The organism is Methanobrevibacter millerae (genome assembly GCF_900103415.1).
Lineage (GTDB): Archaea > Methanobacteriota > Methanobacteria > Methanobacteriales > Methanobacteriaceae > Methanocatella > Methanocatella millerae.
On sequence record NZ_FMXB01000013.1, the window covers coordinates 1 to 16,362 of the forward strand.

Here is a 16,362-nt window from a genome sequence, read left to right on the forward strand (position 1 = left end):
AAACATGATATTTCCTCTATCGAGATTCATACAAAGACTTAAAGATAAATTCCAACTCTACAAACCCGAAGCAGACGGTGTACAATTCACAAACGCAAAAAATACAAGCAAAACATGCCACCACTGCCAACACATCAATGAAGATTTGGATGTAAAAGAACGGGAATGGATGTGTCCGAAGTGTGGAAAAATACTTGATAGGGATGTAAATGCCGCAATTAATATACTGAACCGTTGGTGCGACGGGGATAGCCTAGTTCAGACTTAATAGACTATTAAGCAAAAAAAATCTAGGAATCCCCGACCTCTAAAAGGTCGGGGAGGTTCAATGATTCTGTTGATCTGTTTGAATCGATTGCCAAAAGAATTCCCTTTTCCTCTAAGCTTTTTAGAGTTTCATGAACGCCTTCAAATGGCTTTGTATTTTCCTTTTCTGAGCTGTTATAGATTTCCCTATAAGTATTTTTGATAAGCTCCATATTTTCAATCGTGTTTTCATCTTTCAGGATTAGCGATACTGTCTGGTCGATGTTTCCTCCTAATTTTTCAAGATATTCATCGTCCGTTAATGTTTTAAAACCGTTAACGCTTAACGCTTCGTTAAAGCAGGATATAACGTCAGCTGCTGAATCCAGTATCGTTCCGTCAAAATCAAAAATTGCCAGCTTTTTCATAATAAAACCTTGATAATGTTATTTTCATAGATTCCAACATTTTTTGAGGAGTTTTTGGCTAAACTGTAGGCAATGTCATCTTCATATCCGAGGCCTTTAAGCTTGTTTCCTGAGGTTGATTCGTAAAATGCCTTTTTTACCTCTTCAAAATCTCTGCTTGCAAGGACTGCTGATTTTGCATACTCGCTGATTTCGCATTCCTCACATTTCTTAGATATTTGATGAATTATTTCACCTGCAGCCAGAAAGTCTTCAATGGCGAATTTCTCCCACACACCAGCCATTACCAAATCGATATGGCTTTCGGCCACTTTTAAACTTGCTTCTGCAACGGCCTCGGCGTTATTCAAACATCCGATTAAAACAGTTGAGTTCATTTTCTCAAGTATTCGGGTTCCGTTGCTCGTCGTTAATATTAACGTATCAGCATCGGTACTGAAATCATTGATTGCCGTCGGTGAGTTTCCGATGTCGAATCCTTCGATTTTAGCGCCCTTTCTTTCGCCCGCAATGACTCCTCCAACTTCACTTTTAAGCTTAAAAGCATCTTCCGGCGTAAAGCAGGGAATGATTTTTGAAAACTTGTCCAAGGCGGCCGTAATCGTGGTGCTCGCCCTTAAAACGTCAACCATTATGGAAACGTCGCTTGATGAAGTTTCTTCAAAACTTAATGTAACTTTCATAGTTATATATTAGGCTTTTTAATATATTATATACTATGAAAATCGTTACGACACCGATGTGTGAGGAAGTTGTAAGGCTTGCCGGCATTAATGAGTATAAGCTCAACAAAAACCCCGATATGGAAGAGGGTGACTTGGCTATTTTGTTTTCTGAAAGCAAGGTTGAAATGGATTCAATGGCCATCAAGCTCAACACTCCAAGGCAATTGTTTGAAAGCATAAGGGAAGTTTCCAAACTGACGGGCCATGAACTCTCAGATGATGAGATTTTAGAGTTCTTTAACGGATATGGCTTGTGTCTGAAGTATCTTGAAGACCATGACAATTCTCATGTTAGGGTTAAGGTCTATTCCAATTTCCTAAAAGACATTATCCTAAACATCGGCTTTAAGATAGATGACGGGAATTACGACTATGCAATTTATCCGGATTACGTGAAGGACAAAATCGACGAAGAAGGCTCTGAATTGATTGAAATCCCTTCCCACGGCTTCGTCAGCAAAAATCCATTTGAAAGGATTGAAGTGAGATACGCCATTTTGGAAAAATTAATATAGATTAAGGCCGATAAATTATTAATAATATAGACTTTATGTGAGAGATAGTTATGTATGAAACATTAACGTTTACCGGTGGAGTTCACAGAAGCGATGAAATGAGGGAACTGATTGAAGACTTGGGCGGTTTCATTCTTCAGGACAATGTTTTGCAGATGGAGCTTGTTTTAAGCATGGCCGTTCCCTTAAATGACGTTGCTCGAGTTGAAGAAAAAGCAAAAGAGCTTTTGGCAAAAATCAGCGTAGCGCCAATGGCAGGTTCCGAAATAGCCATTGTGTCCCCGACGCTTGCAAGGCACCACCTGCCTCACGCCGCATGTGACATATCAGAATATCTGCGTGAATACGGTGCAAAAGATAACATGGTAGGTCTTGCAAGGGGTGACGGAAAGGGAACTTCAGGCATTTCAGAAAGGGAAAAGCAATTGATTGAAGAGCATGACATTGCCATTTTCGCCCTCGGAAGCTTTGAAACCTGCATTAAAACAAAATCATTCTTATATGATGACATTGACATTCCTGTAATCGTTACCGGCTCACCGGACATTCCTGTCGAGGAGCTTCCGGGAGCTGACGCATATGTCGGAGACCTCGGAAGGATTCCTAGAAGATTGAGAAGAGGTCCGGACATCAGGGCTCTTGAAAAGCTTGTCGAAACCGTTGAAGAGATTTTAAATAATAAAAAACGTGAAATGAGCATGGATCCACCGCTCGTGCCATCAATAGTCGTTAAAAACGCAATTGAAAATCAGGTTCCTGAAGTAAAGGACGTTATCTCTCCTGCACCGGTTACTTCACAGCTTGACGGCGTTCGCGTAAAGCTCGATTACGACAAATACCATGAAGCAATTGAAAACGTTGTAATTGACGGCAAGAAACTGTCTGAAATCGCAGACATTAAAAAATCCCAGATGTATGACTACATTCTGGTTAAAATAAATAGTGAAAGTTCTCTTATCGAGAACTAAAATCTTTCTTTTTTTTAAAGCATTCTCATTCCGTAGAAATTGATTGCATCCACCAAATCATTGAAGTCTTCAAGCTCTCTTTCTATGACATTCTCGTCTGTCATGTCAATGCTCAGCTCGCCGTCCACAGTTAATGTGTCCGGGCCACGTCCCACTAAACGGTCAACTCCGTCGGCGCTCAAAATCCTTTCGGCATCAATCTGGTGAACGAATGATCTTCCCGGAAGTATTACGGCATCCTTGATTTCGCTTAGGTCCAAGTTTTCCAAGTCCTCTTTTGTTATAAGGCAGGCAATTTCCTTTTCAACGGCAACGACATTGACGCTGTCGACTTCTAATTTATCGAAAATGTTTTGAATGTATGGTGCGGCTATTTTTGAAGTTATTAATGTCGCCTCTCCGGTTACCGGCTTTATGAACTGCAGGAATATCTGGTTTTCGTCTTTAGCTATTGCAAACGGTCCGCCGGTTTCGGGATCGCACAGTGGAGTTCCGGTAATTCTGAAGTTATATTCATTATTTAAATCCTTTACCATCTGAGCGAATTCATCGATTGGCTGGGATTCATGTCCCTTCAAGATGGGTTCGTTTCCCAAAATAAGTCCTTCGTTGAAGGTGTTTGCAAACCTCATTAAAATAAATCCTTTTGCTCCCCACTCCTCCAGGTCATTGCATGTCTGTCTTAAGACATCTCCGTCATTGACGCCAGGGATTATCACGGCCGCTCCGGTAAGCTTTATGTTTTCGCAGAATATCTTGCACGCGCCGAGAGCCTCTTCGGTGTATTTGTCCTTTACCCACTTATGGCGAAGTACGGGATCGGTTGAAAAGACGGTGAACGTCGCTTCCTCAACGCCGTTATTAATCAATCTGCTTGCAACTTCCCTGTCGCTTATTCCCTTGCCGCAGCTGTACCCGAGGTGTGACTTTATCGAGAACTGCTTTAATTGGGCGGTTAATGATTCAAGATGCGGATAGCAGCTTATGTCTCCGCCTCCGCTGATGTCGGCTATCACTTCGCCTGCGCCCATGTTCATCATCACTGCGGTTTGAACGGAGTTCATGACTTCAAAGGGGCTTTTGAATTCGCTTTGTGAGTCCGCAACTCCTTTTGAACATCTCTCACAGCCTACTTTATTGGGAAGACAGTGTGCACAGCCAAACACTTTAATTTCCTTTACCTTTCTGAAGTAACAGTATTTGCAAAAACCGTTACAGTCCTTTCCAGGTATTCCTCCAACATCCGCTACAACATGCATGATTTAAAATTTTGTTATTTTTTTATATAAATATGATTGTTGATTAGAGTATTACAAAAAGTATTATTTATTACTCAGGATATAAAAAGTATTAATTAAGGAAAAATAATCGTTTTAAAAATGAAAAGTAATTAATGCCTGAAACTTTGATTTATATCTGATTTTTTCATTTGAATTTTATAAAACAGCTTTTTAAATTAATTTATGGGATTTCATTATTATATTGAAATATTGAAAAGTAATACTTTTGAACTCATTTTTCTTAATTGCAAATTCTATTATTATACTTTATAAACTTTTCTATAAATTCTTAGGGGTAATCTTTATATTATATCTTAATTAAAGATAAATTTGTATACCATATGGCTAGCTATATGCAAAGACTATCTTTGTAGCTTTACTCAATTTGGGGATAGCATCTCCATTGAGAGTGGTATATTAGTTAAACTCTATTTATTTAGGAGGGAAAAAATGGCAAAGTTTGATGATAAAATCGATTTATTCGATGATAGAGGCAACGAAATTGCATCTGACGTACCAATCGAAGCTATCAGTCCGTTAAGGAACCCTGCAATACAAAAAATTGTAAAAGGTGTTAAAAGAACCGTTGCAGTAAACTTAGAAGGACTCGAAAAATCTGTTAAAACAGCATCTGTTGGTGGAGACAAATCTAGAATCTTAGGTAGAGAATTAGATCTCGCTATTGTAGATAACGCAGAAGCAATCGCAGACAAAATGAAAGGTATTATTCAAGTTTCAGAAGGCGATGATACTGTTGTAGAACCTATTTCCGGAGGAAAAAGGTTATTAGTACAAGTACCAACCAAAAGAATCGACGTTGGTGCTGAATACTCCGCAGCTCCATTATCAACCGCTTCCGCTTTAGTACAATCCGTTATCGACATTTGTGATGTTGATATCTACGATGCAAACTTCGTAAAAGCTGCAGTATTAGGTAGATACCCACAATCTGTAGACTACAAAGGATCCAACATTGCAACCATGTTAGACATTCCACAAAAGCTCGAAGGTGCAGGTTACGGTTTAAGAAACGTAAAAGCAAACGACTTCGCTGCTGCTACCTTGAAAAACACTTTCCAAGCTACCGCATTAGCTGCAATCTTTGAACAAACCGCTATGTTTGAAATGGCAGACGCATTAGGTTCATTCGAAAGATTACACTTATTAGGTTTAGCTTACCAAGGTTTAAACGCAGATAACTTAGTATATGACTTAGTAAAAGAAAACGGTGCAGAAGGTACTGTTGGAACTATCGTACAAGCAATCATTGCTCGTGCAGAAGCTGACGGCGTAATTGCTCCTCAAGAACAATTAACCGATTTCGCTATTTACAACACTGACGACGCTGCTAAATGGAACGCATACGCTGCTGCTGGTGCTGTAGCTGCAACCATGGTCAACGTCGGTGCTGCTCGTGCTGCTCAAGGTATTCCATCCACTTTATTATACTTCAATGACAACCTTGAATTCGCAACCGGTTTACCTGGTCTCGACTACGGTAGAGCAGAAGGTGTAGCTGTAGGATTCTCATTCTTCTCTCACTCCATTTACGGTGGTGGAGGTCCTGGTTTGTTCAACGGTAACCACGTTGTAACCAGACACAGTAAAGGATTCTGTATCCCTTGTGTAGCTGCTGCTATGTCCTTAGATGCAGGAACACAGCTCTTTTCACCAGAAGCAACTTCTGGTTTAATTAAAGAAGTATACAGTAAAATTGATGAATTTAGAGAACCTATCAACGCTGTTGCAATCGCAGCTGATGAAATTAAAGGTGACATCTAATTAATTTGAAATATCTAATTTGTAGGTCAGAACATGGATATTGAAATCTTTCCTTACAGGGTTCTTGGAAGCGACACGACTGAAAAGTTGTTGAACGACTTGGAATCATTGGATGACGTTAAAAGAACAGTTATTCACGGTCCTAGATTCCCTAAGGGTGAAGCCACTTTACCTGAAAAATACAGGGAACGTAGAGTCATACAGGTTAATGGAGAGGACGTTGTCTTGCAGGTTAAGACCGCAAGAATCTTCCTTGAAATAACGATGGAATCTACAATCAAGGACGTTGAGGAAATCTGTGAAAGACACATCCCATACGGTTTTGACATCAATCAGGACAGGTCCAACTATATCAGGAAACAGAAGACTGTCACTGACAAAATCAAGTATGGAGATTCCGAACTGCCGGACGATCTGGTAGGAATGACGGACCAATATTCAAAATTCGATGACCATGTGAACATTATTAAAAAGGATGACTAGATTAACATGATAGGACGTTGTACTCACGTAGTTGACTGCAGGGAAACAAGCGGAATGGGAAAAGGCGGAAGCCTTGCTCAAAGGGGCACTTTTGCCGAATGCGGTACTGACGTATGCGCAGTGGCCATGTCTCCTGGACGCAGACACATTACCAAGCCCGTTTGCGAAATCACTTTCGGCCTGCGTGAAGCTAATGTTTTGACAAGCACTATGGTTTTGAATGCCGGTGCGGGTGTTCCAAGCGACGCTCCTGCTTCAGGGGGAACATTATTCGGTCTCACTGACAAGGAAGTGGAACAGATGCAAAACTTCAAGTTGCTCGTAATCCACTTGGGAGGAGTTGCAAATCACTTGATTTACAAGGCAAGGTTGATTTTAAGGAACGTTGACAAACACTGCATTATCATATGCGAATCACCGGTTGACTGCGAAGATTTCGCCAAGATAGGCGTTAAGACTTCCAAGGTCATGCCAACAGAGGACAACATTAAGACCATAGGCACTATCGATGACGTTGTTACGGGTGTTATCCGAGGACAAACAATTTCACAGGAAAAATTAGATGAAATTATTAGAAAAGTTAAATTAGCATTAGGAGATGCATAATTATGGTACAAATTTATCCAGGTACTTCTCAGGTTGCTCAAAACAGAAGAAACTTCACTAACCCTGAATACGAGTTAGAAAAGTTAAGAGAAATCTCTGATGAAGACGTAGTAAAAATATTAGGTCATAAAGCTCCAGGTGAAGAATACAAATCAGTTCACCCACCATTAGACGAAATGGATGAGCCAGATGACAGTGTAAGAGAATTAGTAGCACCAATCGACGGTGCAAAAGCAGGAGACAGAATTAGATACATTCAATTCGTAGACTCCATGTACTTCGCTCCAGCTCAACCTTTCTTAAGAGCTAGATCTTACTTATCCAGATTTAGAGGAATCGATACCGGTACCTTATCAGGAAGACAAGTAGTCGAAGCAAGAGAAAGGGATATTGAAAAATTATCCAAAATCTTATTAGAAACTGAATACTTCGATACCGCAAGAACCGGTATCAGAGGTGGAAGTGTACACGGTCACTCCTTAAGATTAGATGAAAACGGTTTAATGTTTGATATGCTCAGAAGACAAGTATTCAACAAAGAAACCGGAAAAGTCGAAATGGTTAAAGACCAAATCGGTAAAGAATTGGACGAACCTGTTATTTTAGGTGAACCATTAGACGAAGAAACTTTAAGAGCAAAAACCACTATTTACAGAATAGATGGTGAAGCATACAAAGACGACGTAGACGCTGTAAAAGTCTGTCAAAGAATTCACGTGTCCAGATCCTTTGGTGCATTCAATCCAGAAGCAGGATGGTAGATTAACATGGCTGATAAAAAATTCTTAGATGCAATGAAAAAGAAATTCGTTGAAGATCCAACCGAAAAAAGGACCCAGTTCTATAACATGGGCGGTTGGACCCAATCCGAAAGAAAAACTGCATTTGTTAATGAAGGAAAAGAAATCGCTGAAAAAAGAGGAATCCCAATGTACAACCCAGACATTGGTTCTCCTTTAGGACAAAGAGCTTTAATGTCCTACCAATTATCTACTACCGACACTTTTGTAGAAGGTGACGATTTACACTACATCAACAACGCAGCTATCCAACAAGCATGGGACGACATCAGAAGAACCGTTATTGTAGGTTTAAACACCGCACACAACGTTCTCGAAAAAAGGTTAGGTATTGAAGTTACTCCTGAAACCATTACAAACTACTTAGAAACTGTAAACCACGCTATGCCTGGTGCAGCAGTAGTTCAAGAACACATGGTAGAAACTGACCCACTGATCGTACAAGATTCCTATGTAAAAGTATTTACCGGTGACGACGAATTAGCTGACGAAATCGACTCAGCATTCGTTTTAGACATCAACAAAGAGTTCCCTGAAGAACAAGCTGAAGCTTTAAAAGCTGAAGTTGGCGGAGCTATTTGGCAAGCTGTAAGAATTCCATCCATCGTTGGAAGAGTCTGTGACGGAGGTAACACCTCCAGATGGTCTGCTATGCAAATCGGTATGTCAATGATTTCAGCATACAACCAGTGTGCTGGTGAAGGTGCTACCGGTGACTTCGCATATGCATCCAAACACGCAGAAGTTATCCACATGGGTACCTACTTACCTGTAAGAAGGGCAAGAGCAGAAAACGAACTTGGTGGAGTTCCATTCGGATTCATGGCAGATATCTGTCAAGGTTCCAGAGCATACCCAGACGACCCTGTAAGATCAACCTTAGAAGTAGTAGCTTTAGGTGCTGCTTTATACGACCAAATCTGGTTAGGTTCTTACATGTCTGGTGGTGTAGGATTCACTCAATATGCTACCGCAGCATACACCGATAACGTTTTAGACGACTTCACCTACTACGGTAAAGACTATGTCGAAGACAAATACGGAGACTTATGCGCAGCACCTAACAACATGGACACCGTTCTTGATGTAGGTACTGAAGTAGCATTCTACGCATTAGAACAATACGAAGAATACCCAGCTTTACTCGAAACTCACTTCGGTGGATCTCAAAGAGCATCCGTTATTTCCGCAGCTGCTGGTGCATCTACTGCATTTGCTACCGGTAACGCTCAAACTGGTTTAAGCGCATGGTACTTAGCTATGTACTTACACAAAGAACAACACTCCAGATTAGGATTCTACGGTTTCGACTTGCAAGATCAATGTGGTGCAGCTAACGTATTCTCCATCAGAAACGATGAAGGTTTACCACTCGAAATGAGAGGACCTAACTACCCTAACTACGCAATGAACGTAGGACACCAAGGTGAATACGCTGGTATCGCACAAGCACCTCACTCCGCTCGTGGAGACGCTTGGGCTTTCAACCCATTAATAAAAATCGCATTTGCTGACAAAAACTTAGTCTTTGACTTCGGTAAAGTACGTGAAGAATTTGCTAAAGGTGCATTAAGAGAATTCGAACCTGCTGGTGAAAGAACTGCTATTACCCCAGCAAAATAAATAGTTGAACACGGCGATAGGTGATTTTTTCACCTATCCCACTTTTATAAAAATCAAGTATACTTGATTTTCAAAACATTTAAATAAAGAGATATTGATATTATTATATATAGTATTCAAGTTTGCTTGAAAAATATCAAAAGATTTATATTCATAATATTAACAAAGGTTATAATGAGTAATAATTTATTACTTGGTTTTTGTATGGAACAAAAATCATTTCACGTTTATTAAATGATCAATTTAATAAAAAATATGGAGGAAAAAAATTATGGACCCTATAACATTAGGTGTTGTTGCATTGATGGGTGCAGTTGCAACTATTGGGGGAGCTGCTGAGGATTTGGAATCCGATATCGGTTCTCAAAGTAACCCTAACTCACAAGTTCAACTTGCTCCACAGATGGGACATTTACACCGTATGATTAACAAGGCGGCCTCTGGTGAACCGGTCGCTTATGGTGTTTGGTGTGGTGTAGCTGGTGCTGTTGCATATATATTAATTACCATGTTCGGTGCAATTCCAGGATTCCCTGTTATTGCTATTGCAATCGGTGCTGCTGTCGCTGCTTGTGTTCACTCTATTTATACTGTTACATCCCACATGGGTAGGATTGTCGGTCAATCACAATTCGAACAACCATTGTTTATGGATGTTTTAACACAATCCTTAGGACCAATCGCTGGTCACGGATTTATAACTAGTTTTTGTATAGTTGGAATTTCTTACTTAATGACTATTCCACTAGGTACTTCTAACCCGTTACACGTATTCCCATTACCTCTCTTAGCTATGCTTTGGGGTATTGCTTTAGGAGCTATCGGTTCCTCAACCGGGGACGTTCACTACGGTGCAGAAAGTGAATATCAGAAATTTGAATTTGGTGGAGGTACCCCTGTAGCTATTCAAGGGGATATTGTTACTAAAGCTCCATTAGGTGCTAAAAACTCTATGGACGTTGTAAACTTCTGTGCTAAATTCGGTGGACCTTTAACAGGTTTCTGTTTCGGTCTCGTTGTGTTCTTCAGTTTCTGGAACACTGTCGTATTCGGTTTATACGGCGGAATCATTGTAGGTATTATCATCATTATCTTATTAATTATCATGGATGACAGATTAGAAGTATTTGCAAGGAACAAATACGGAGCATATGATGAAGGTGCATTAGAAGCTTCTGCTGAACCAGAAGCAGCTCCTGCAGAAGAAGCTCCAGCTGAAGAAGTTGCAGAAGAAGCAGAAGAAGCTCCTGAAGAAGAAGCTGAAGCTGAAGAAGCTGGTGAAGAATAAGGAGGTTTTCTTATGGATCCAATTAGTTTAATTTTATTCATCGCAATAGGCGGTATTATGATTGGTGCAGGTGTGCACTTTATTCCTGTAGGAGGTGCTCCTGCAGCTATGGCAACAGCTACTGGTGTAGGTACCGGTACTGCTATGTTAGCTGCTGGTGCAGGTTTAACAGGTTTAATTACTGCTGCAACTATGACTGGTGAACCATTCTATATAGTAGGTATAGGCGGTGCAATAGGTGCTATGATCATGATGGGTATTACAATGCTCATTGCAAACTTCATCTACATCTTCGGTGTAGGTATCGTACCTGCTGCATCAAAAGTAAATGTTGACTGGATTACCAAACGTAACCAGGAAGCATACAAAACCCCTGGTACTGAAGGTCACGGTGTACCATTAACTTCATTCGTAAGTGGTCTTATCGGTGGATTCTTCGGTGGTTTCGGTGGTGGATTAGTCTACTACGGAATCTATCAGGCTGTTCAGGACAGTACTTTTATTTCCGATCCTGCTGTAAGCGTTGGTTTAGCTGCAATTTTAGGTGTAGGCGTCTTCTTTATCAACTCTGTTATCGCTTCATATAACATTGGTGGTACTATCGAAGGTATGCACGACCCTAAATTCAAAAGAATCGGTACTGGTGCATTAGCTTGTGGTATTGCATCTGTTGTACTCGGAATTTTCTGTATTATTTTAACTGGAGGTATCTAAAATGTCTGCTGGTGGAAGTGCTGACGGTGCAGCTGCAGGTGCAATTAATTCAACACACCTTTTAATCGCAGGTATCGTCGGAGGATTACTTTGTATATACGTATCAGGCTTTTTAAATGAAACTATAGGTTCAGTTATTGCAGGTATTGGTGCTGTTCTCGCAATCGTATGGGGAGCAGATGCTATTCGTAGAGTAGCAAGTTACGGTTTAGGTACTGGTGTACCATCTATCGGATACATGTCATTATCTGTCGGTGTCATCTCAACATGCGCAGGTATCAGTTTAGCATCCATTTTAAAGATGGGTATTCTCGGACCTGTAGCTGCTTTTGTCATTGCAGTTATCATTGGTGCAATCATTGCTATCATCGCAACTAAGATTGTCGGTATGAAAATCCCAATCATGCTTCAATGTACTATCGAAATTGCCGGCGCTGCATGTTTATCCATTTTAGGATTCTCAGTTGCTATCGCAGGTAGTTATGACATGACTGCAATTTATGAAAATGTTGTTGCTAGTGGTTATATCGCCGTATTATTTATCTTATGTACTATGGCTATCCAACACCCATTCAACGCATGTTTAGGACCTAACGAAGATCAAGTCAGAACTTTAAAATGTGCTGCTTCAACCGCATTCTTATCCATGACTATTGTAGGTATCATGTCCTCAATCAGTGGTGGACTCGGATGGGCTATTGTATTAATAGTCGGTTTAATCGGTTGGGTAATTTCATTCAGAGCATTCGTAACTGCTTCATGCAATGATGCGGCATCAACAAGATGGGCTGGATTATGGCCTAATGTAGAGGAATAGGAGGAATCGAGTATGGCTCAAATGTTACCTATGGTACAGATTGTACCTGAAATGAATTTCGCTTATGACCCAGTTACTGGGATTATCGGATCATCTTTAGGTTCAGGAATTGTTCTCCTATCTATGGATGATGTTGCTGAAAGTGTTGATAAAGTAGAAGCAGCAGCAGACGAATTGATGGCATCTTTAGATCCTTATTCAAGCCCTGCCGGATCTTTCCCAGGAAGGGAAGGCTCTTACATTACTGCAGGTATGTTAACTAACATGGTATACGGATTCTTGATTGCTTCATTGATTATATTTGCTGCATTATCAATAGGGGGTATCTAGATGGCTGATAAAAAAGCTCCTGCAGACGGCTGGCCGGTTATCAGTGGGGATTACATTGTAGGTGATCCTGAAAGCCCTGTTGCAGTAACCACATTGGCTTCACACATTGAAGCTGAATTATCTGGAGCAGCTATTGCAGGCCCATGTAAAACTGAAAACTTAGGTATAGAAAAAGTTGTTGCTAATATTATTTCTAATCCTAACATCCGTTTCTTGATTTTAGCCGGCGCTGAAGTGCAAGGCCACATTACCGGTCAAAGTTTCAAGGCGCTGCACGAAAACGGTGCTGACCCGGAAAAGAAAAAGATCATTGGTGCAACCGGTGCTATTCCTTTCGTAGAAAACGTTCCACTCGACGGTGTTGAAAGATTCCAGCAACAATTGGAAATCATCGATTTAATCGACACTGAAGATATCGGAGCTATTCAATCAAAAATTAATGAATGTGTAGAAAAAGATCCAGGTGCTTTCGAAGAAGAAGCTATGGTTATTTCCGTAGATGAAGACGGTGATGATGAAGATACTGGTGAAGCTATCAGAGTTGTTTCTGCTGAAACCGCACTTATTGAATCCAGAATCAGAAATATCAATACCAAAATCGCAATGGTCGGTGCTGTTCAAAGGAACATGGCCGGAAATTACGCTGGTAAAGTCCAAGGTATAATGATCGGTTTAATCTTCACTTTAGTGATTGGATTTTTATTCTTGATATAAGGAGGTATTAATTATGGTAGAAATTTCAAACAAACCTATTGTAAGTGGAATTAGAAATGCTTCCGATGATGCTGAATACAGTTCAAAACTGATCGCAAGAGAAGGTAAACTCTTCGCAGGATTACTTGCAACCAGAGTAAAAGGAATTGCTTTAGGAATTTGCATTGCACTCCTTTTAGTCGTAGTTATACCTTACATTGCAATGTTTTGTGGATTATAGAGGTGTTTTAAATGAGTGACGAAGAAAATTCAGTACCTCAAGTAATGGTATCTCCTGATGATTTCAACCCTTTACTCGCAAAATTAGATGCTGCTGAAGAAAAAGTTGATTTCACAGTAGGTGAATATTACCAACGTTTAGGCCAACAAAGCGGAAGGGACGTTGGAATATTATACGGTATTATACTTGGATTATTTATATTGATAGTATCTATAAAATTTGGTGCCATAGCAATGTTTCAAACATTACTGGCTGGTCTTTTATAGGAGGATTATAACATGTTAAGATTTGATAAAGAACAACTCGTCGTAGATATTGCTGGAGTAAAAATGGGAGGACAACCTGGTGAATACCCTACCGTTTTAGCAGGAACTATCTTTTACGGCGGACACAAAATTATTAGTGATGAAAAAGCAGGTACTTTTGATAAAGACGCTGCTGATGAAAGAATTAAAACCATGGAGGAAATGTCTGACGTAACAGGAAACCCTTGTGTTGTACAAACATTCGGTGCTACCGCAGAAGCTATGGTAAAATACCTGGAATTCGTAGGGGACAACTGTGACAAACCTTTCCTTATCGACTCAACTGCAGCTGCAGCAAAAATCGCAGGTGTAGAATACGTACAGGAAGTCGGATTAGCTGAAAGGGCTGTATACAACTCTTTAAGTATGGCTGCAGAACCTGGTGAAATTGAAGCAGTTAAAAACTCCGACATCGACGCATCCATTCTCTTAGGATTCAACCCAATGACTCCTGGTGTAGAAGGAAAAATCGAAATCTGGGAAACCGGTGGATCTGTAATCGACCAAGGTATTCTCGAAATGGCTGACGAATGTGGAATCACCAAACCATGGATGGACGTAGCAGTTACTCCATTAGGTCAAGGTGCAGGACCTGCAGTAAGGACCTCCTTCGCTGTAAAAGCTAAATGGGGTTACCCAGTAGGATCCGGTATTCACAACGTTCCATCTGCATGGGACTGGTTAAGAGGATACAAAAAAGAACACAAAGAAGCATGGCCTGTTTGTGATATCGGTTCAAACATTGTTCAGCAAATGGCTGGTGGAGACTTCGTTCTTTTCGGACCTATCGAAAACGCAAGAATCGCATTCCCAGCATGTGGTATGGCAGATATCATGATTGCTGAAGCAGCAAAAGATATCGGTACCGAACCTGTCGAAGACCACCCAATTAACAAATTATTATAGATATATAGGGTCCCGGTTAGATGATTCTTATCATCTAATCCACTTTTTTTATTTTTTTCTAACTTTTTTTAACAAGATTTATATTATCTTAACAATAGATTATTATTTAACTTTAAATTTTGGAGAGGTTGAATAATGTCTTTTTTAAGTAAAATTTTTAGCAAAGGTCCAAAGCCTATCATTGCCCATTCCAAAGAGGGAAACCTGGATATGTTGAGGGCGCAGAGGGCAGGTCCTGCAGCTCCCGGAGCTGTAAAAAAGCCTGATGTTTTTTATGTAACTGCTTCAGTTGAACTGGGTAACACTACAACCAAATGTATTGTAATGGCCACCAATCTGAATACGAGCGAGTCCTATCTTTTAAATAAAACGGTCAAGATGACACGTGACATCAGAAAGCCAAAGGCAAATGAAGATGTTTTCGGTAAGACTGTATGGGGCATTGAATTGTCTAAAGAGGCCGTAACCGAACTGATCAGAGATACTGTTTTAGAAGCATTGAAGAAATGTAACGTTGACAAGGATGAGGATCTTGATTTCGTCGTAAGGTCAACCGGGGTAACCGCAGGTTTTGCAACCGCTGAGGAAGCCGGTCAGTTAATTATCGCACTTGCTGACGGATGTCTTGAAGCCGACATTCCACCTCGTAAGATGTCTCCTGCAATGAGCATCTCACAGCTTCCTGAAAGACTTCAAAAGCACTCACTTCTGGAAAATATATTATTTGACGGTGCTGTTGTAAGTGTAGTTCCTCCGGAAGGTAAGGAAACCGTTGCAAACGAAATGGAAGGGGAGCTCGTTACTGCAGGTATCAAGCTGGGTGCAAAATGGACTGATGTCGACTACAGAAACCCTTGCGTTTCACTGGATTTCGGTTCAACACTCGCAGGCCGTATCGTCAATGACAATGAGCCTTACGCAAACACTGTCGGAAACTTTTTAGGTCTTGCTGGTGTTGTAAGCGACGCATTGGCACGTGGTACCGGTAAAATTGACATGAAAAACGGTGCAGCCATTGATATCTATAATGAAAAGGCCGCCAAAAAGGCTGACAAGAAGAAAGCCGAAGCAAACGCACTTGAAGCTCACAAATTAATCAACATTCAAAAAGTACCGATGGACGTTGAAAGGTTCGGAACCGTTCCGGTCAATCCTGAAGCCGCAGCTAATGCCGGAACCACTCTAATCGGATGTGATGTCGGTTTCAACGGTGACAAGCTGCCTGAACTCACTGAACTCGGTAAGCAGTTCTATGACGAGGACGGATTGGGTACCTTATTATCTACTCTAGACTACGTAAGTACCAATATCGTAACTAGAGTTCTTGACGTTGCATTTGCCGAAAACGTAATCATCCCAGGATCTGCTTTGGGAATTACAGGACGTGCAGGAATCACCGGACGCAAGCCTGAACTCATTTTAGAAGCCGTTCAGGACAAGTTCGAAAGCGTAGTTTTCGTTGAAGACGGTCTCGCTTTAGGTTCTGCAATCATGGCCAGATGTATGAATTCCATGGGTACTCCAAAAGTTCCTATCGGAGGAAAACAGGGCGGAAGATGCATCCTTAAAGACCGTATGAAAATGGCCGGAGGAAAATTCGCCTAGTGGTTTT

Annotated in this window: 20 protein-coding genes; 17 read left to right on the plus strand and 3 right to left on the minus strand. The window is 40.7% G+C overall.

Going from position 1 to position 16,362, the window contains the following annotated elements; genetic code table 11:
• Window positions 1-268 (plus strand): zinc ribbon domain-containing protein (locus F3G70_RS08025; protein ID WP_149732190.1); only part of this gene is annotated, 268 nt, incomplete at its 5' end.
• Window positions 269-290: 22 nt separating this feature from the next.
• On the opposite strand, the gene F3G70_RS08030 is transcribed toward F3G70_RS08025, so the two are convergent.
• Both F3G70_RS08030 and comB read right to left on the minus strand, forming a co-directional pair.
• The gene (locus F3G70_RS08030) at window positions 291-674 is read right to left on the minus strand and encodes an HAD family hydrolase (protein WP_149732191.1); all 384 of its coding nucleotides are present in this window, start codon (window positions 672-674) and stop codon (window positions 291-293) included.
• The gene (comB, locus tag F3G70_RS08035) at window positions 671-1,357 is read right to left on the minus strand and encodes a 2-phosphosulfolactate phosphatase (protein ID WP_149732192.1); all 687 of its coding nucleotides are present in this window, start codon (window positions 1,355-1,357) and stop codon (window positions 671-673) included. Before comB ends, F3G70_RS08030 begins: the two co-directional genes overlap by 4 nt.
• A 35-nt stretch (window positions 1,358-1,392) precedes the next feature.
• On the opposite strand from comB, the gene F3G70_RS08040 reads away from it, so the two are divergent.
• Entirely contained in the window at window positions 1,393-1,914 is a 522-nt protein-coding gene (locus tag F3G70_RS08040) for a hypothetical protein (RefSeq protein ID WP_149732193.1), read from the plus strand.
• A gap of 50 nt (window positions 1,915-1,964) precedes the next feature.
• Window positions 1,965-2,882 (plus strand): methanogenesis marker 7 protein, encoded by a 918-nt coding sequence (locus F3G70_RS08045; protein WP_149732194.1) that lies wholly within the window; start codon window positions 1,965-1,967, stop codon window positions 2,880-2,882.
• Window positions 2,883-2,896: 14 nt separating this feature from the next.
• Here F3G70_RS08045 and mmp10 read toward each other — a convergent pair whose 3' ends face one another.
• The gene (gene mmp10, locus F3G70_RS08050; protein ID WP_149732195.1) at window positions 2,897-4,141 is read right to left on the minus strand and encodes a methyl coenzyme M reductase-arginine methyltransferase Mmp10; all 1,245 of its coding nucleotides are present in this window, start codon (window positions 4,139-4,141) and stop codon (window positions 2,897-2,899) included.
• A 471-nt stretch (window positions 4,142-4,612) separates the two neighbouring features.
• On the opposite strand from mmp10, the gene mcrB reads away from it, so the two are divergent.
• The 14 genes from mcrB to F3G70_RS08120 all read left to right on the plus strand — a co-directional run bounded on the left by mcrB (window position 4,613) and on the right by F3G70_RS08120 (window position 16,355).
• A complete protein-coding gene (mcrB, locus tag F3G70_RS08055) occupies window positions 4,613-5,944 on the plus strand; it encodes a coenzyme-B sulfoethylthiotransferase subunit beta (RefSeq protein WP_149732196.1) in 1,332 nt (443 codons plus the stop codon).
• 33 nt (window positions 5,945-5,977) lie between these two features.
• The gene (gene mcrD / locus F3G70_RS08060; protein WP_149732197.1) at window positions 5,978-6,427 is read left to right on the plus strand and encodes a methyl-coenzyme M reductase operon protein D; all 450 of its coding nucleotides are present in this window, start codon (window positions 5,978-5,980) and stop codon (window positions 6,425-6,427) included.
• Window positions 6,428-6,433: 6 nt separating this feature from the next.
• Entirely contained in the window at window positions 6,434-7,033 is a 600-nt protein-coding gene (mcrC, locus tag F3G70_RS08065) for a methyl-coenzyme M reductase I operon protein C (RefSeq protein WP_149732198.1), read from the plus strand.
• Between the two features lie 2 nt (window positions 7,034-7,035).
• Window positions 7,036-7,794, plus strand: coding sequence for a coenzyme-B sulfoethylthiotransferase subunit gamma (mcrG, locus tag F3G70_RS08070; RefSeq protein ID WP_149732199.1), 759 nt, complete (start codon window positions 7,036-7,038; stop codon window positions 7,792-7,794).
• A gap of 6 nt (window positions 7,795-7,800) precedes the next feature.
• A complete protein-coding gene (gene mcrA / locus F3G70_RS08075) occupies window positions 7,801-9,456 on the plus strand; it encodes a coenzyme-B sulfoethylthiotransferase subunit alpha (RefSeq protein WP_149732200.1) in 1,656 nt (551 codons plus the stop codon).
• 271 nt (window positions 9,457-9,727) lie between these two features.
• On the plus strand, window positions 9,728-10,744 hold the full coding sequence (mtrE, locus tag F3G70_RS08080) for a tetrahydromethanopterin S-methyltransferase subunit E (RefSeq protein WP_149732201.1): 1,017 nt from the start codon (window positions 9,728-9,730) through the stop codon (window positions 10,742-10,744).
• Window positions 10,745-10,756: 12 nt separating this feature from the next.
• Window positions 10,757-11,458, plus strand: a complete 702-nt coding sequence (mtrD, locus tag F3G70_RS08085; RefSeq protein WP_149732202.1) for a tetrahydromethanopterin S-methyltransferase subunit D — start codon at window positions 10,757-10,759, stop codon at window positions 11,456-11,458.
• Between the two features lies 1 nt (window position 11,459).
• A complete protein-coding gene (mtrC, locus tag F3G70_RS08090; RefSeq protein WP_149732203.1) occupies window positions 11,460-12,275 on the plus strand; it encodes a tetrahydromethanopterin S-methyltransferase subunit MtrC in 816 nt (271 codons plus the stop codon).
• Between the two features lie 12 nt (window positions 12,276-12,287).
• Window positions 12,288-12,605 (plus strand): tetrahydromethanopterin S-methyltransferase subunit MtrB, encoded by a 318-nt coding sequence (gene mtrB, locus F3G70_RS08095; RefSeq protein WP_149732204.1) that lies wholly within the window; start codon window positions 12,288-12,290, stop codon window positions 12,603-12,605.
• Window positions 12,606-13,319, plus strand: a complete 714-nt coding sequence (mtrA, locus tag F3G70_RS08100; protein WP_149732205.1) for a tetrahydromethanopterin S-methyltransferase subunit A — start codon at window positions 12,606-12,608, stop codon at window positions 13,317-13,319.
• A gap of 13 nt (window positions 13,320-13,332) precedes the next feature.
• Window positions 13,333-13,539, plus strand: coding sequence for a tetrahydromethanopterin S-methyltransferase subunit F (locus F3G70_RS08105; RefSeq protein WP_149732206.1), 207 nt, complete (start codon window positions 13,333-13,335; stop codon window positions 13,537-13,539).
• 11 nt (window positions 13,540-13,550) lie between these two features.
• A complete protein-coding gene (mtrG, locus tag F3G70_RS08110; protein WP_149732207.1) occupies window positions 13,551-13,805 on the plus strand; it encodes a tetrahydromethanopterin S-methyltransferase subunit MtrG in 255 nt (84 codons plus the stop codon).
• A 12-nt stretch (window positions 13,806-13,817) separates the two neighbouring features.
• A complete protein-coding gene (gene mtrH / locus F3G70_RS08115; protein ID WP_149732208.1) occupies window positions 13,818-14,750 on the plus strand; it encodes a tetrahydromethanopterin S-methyltransferase subunit H in 933 nt (310 codons plus the stop codon).
• 135 nt (window positions 14,751-14,885) lie between these two features.
• Complete coding sequence (locus tag F3G70_RS08120; RefSeq protein WP_149732209.1) at window positions 14,886-16,355, plus strand: methanogenesis marker 14 protein; 1,470 nt, start codon at window positions 14,886-14,888, stop codon at window positions 16,353-16,355.
• The last annotated feature ends 7 nt before the right edge of the window (window positions 16,356-16,362 follow it).